2 protein-coding genes are annotated in these 1,526 nt (G+C 60.9%); both read right to left on the bottom strand.

Features of this window, described 5'->3' with window-relative positions:
• A partial coding sequence (locus tag WBB85_RS20965; protein ID WP_432640521.1) for a 23S rRNA (adenine(2030)-N(6))-methyltransferase RlmJ occupies positions 1–751 on the bottom strand: 751 nt, incomplete at its 3' end.
• Positions 752–824: 73 nt separating this feature from the next.
• Positions 825–1,406, bottom strand: coding sequence for a translation initiation factor IF-3 (infC, locus tag WBB85_RS20970; protein ID WP_432640522.1), 582 nt, complete (start codon positions 1,404–1,406; stop codon positions 825–827).
• Positions 1,407–1,526: the final 120 nt, after the last annotated feature.

The raw sequence follows: 1,526 nt of genomic DNA on the forward strand, positions 1-1,526 counted from the left end.
CTGCGGCCGCGTCCTCGGTGCCGAAGGGCGTGTTCAGGATGAACATGCCTGACCCGACCATCCCGTGACCTTCGCGGGCGGGCGGGAAGCTAACCTCGTGGCGCAATGTCTTGGGCATTCCCGCACGCTCCAGATCCGCCAGCATCGGCCGATGCGCACCGCTCGTCAGTATCGGATACCAGAGCGCGATTGTGCCAACGTTCCACTTGGCATGGACCTTCGCGATGAAGGCGGGCAGGGCGGTATAATCGGCCTTCACCTCGTAACTCGGATCGATCAGCATCAGGCCCCGGCGCGGCTCGGGGGGGGCGACGGCCAGCGCCATTTTCAGCCCGTCTTCCTGCCGGATATGCGCGCCAAAGGGCGCCATCACTTCACGCAGTACCGTTACTTCGCGCGGGTGCAGTTCGGCCAGATGCATCCGGTCGCCATCACGCAAGGAAAGGGCCGCGACGAGTGGGGATCCGGGATAGGACGTCTGGCCGTGATGAGCGGTCACTCCGGCCAGAACGCGGGTATAGGGGTGATTCTCGGTGAAACTGGTGGCCAGCCTCCCGATCCCCGCAGCCGCCTCTCCGGTCTTCACCGCTTCCACCGCATCGAGCCGATAAAGACCCCGCCCGGCATGGGTCTCGATGTAGGACAGTGGCTTGGGCTTGCGGGTCAGATAGTCGAGCATTTCGGCCAGAAGCGCATGCTTGTGCACATCGGCCATATTCCCGGCATGATATTGGTGCTGATAGGAGAGCATTCTCCATCCCCCCGGGGCCGCGATTTTTCTCCGAAAAATCGTCGAATTTTCGGAGAAAATTCGTGGCTGTGGCTTAGCGCGGGCCGATCATCATCACCATTTGCCGGCCTTCCAGCTTGGGCATGTTCTCGATCTTGCCAATCTCTTCGACATCGGCCGCCACGCGCTGCAGCAGCTCAAGGCCCAGTTGCTGGTGCGCCATCTCACGACCGCGGAACCGTAGAGTGACTTTCACCTTGTCACCGCCTTCGAGGAATTTCACGACCGAGCGCATCTTGACGTCATAATCATGCGTATCCGTGCCGGGCCGGAACTTGATTTCCTTGATCTCGATGATGTGCTGCTTTTTGCGGGCCTCGGCCTCTTTTTTCTGCTGTTCATATTTGAACTTGCCGAAATCCATGATCTTGCAGACCGGCGGTTCCGCATTCGGTGAAATCTCGACAAGGTCGAGCCCGACCTCTTCGGCCATCTGCATGGCGCGGGCAGGCGTGACGACGCCGACATTTTCGCCCTCGGCGCCGATCAGGCGAATTTCGGGGGCACGGATGCGGTCATTGACGCGGGGTCCCGTATCGCGTTGCGGCGGGGCGTTGTGCGGTCTGCGGGCTATGGTGGCGCTCCTTCTGTGGTGGCCATTGCGGGTGGCGGGCAAACTAGTCCTCCGGAGAGGCTGATTCAAGCCGGATTCGGGGGCTTTCATGCGAAGCGCTTTTATCCGGCGATTGTTTCTGCCATAGCGACGCTGCAACTGAGGCGATCCTGTATCTTGAGG

This window comes from Albidovulum sp. (genome assembly GCF_049646345.1).
Lineage (GTDB): Bacteria > Pseudomonadota > Alphaproteobacteria > Rhodobacterales > Rhodobacteraceae > Albidovulum.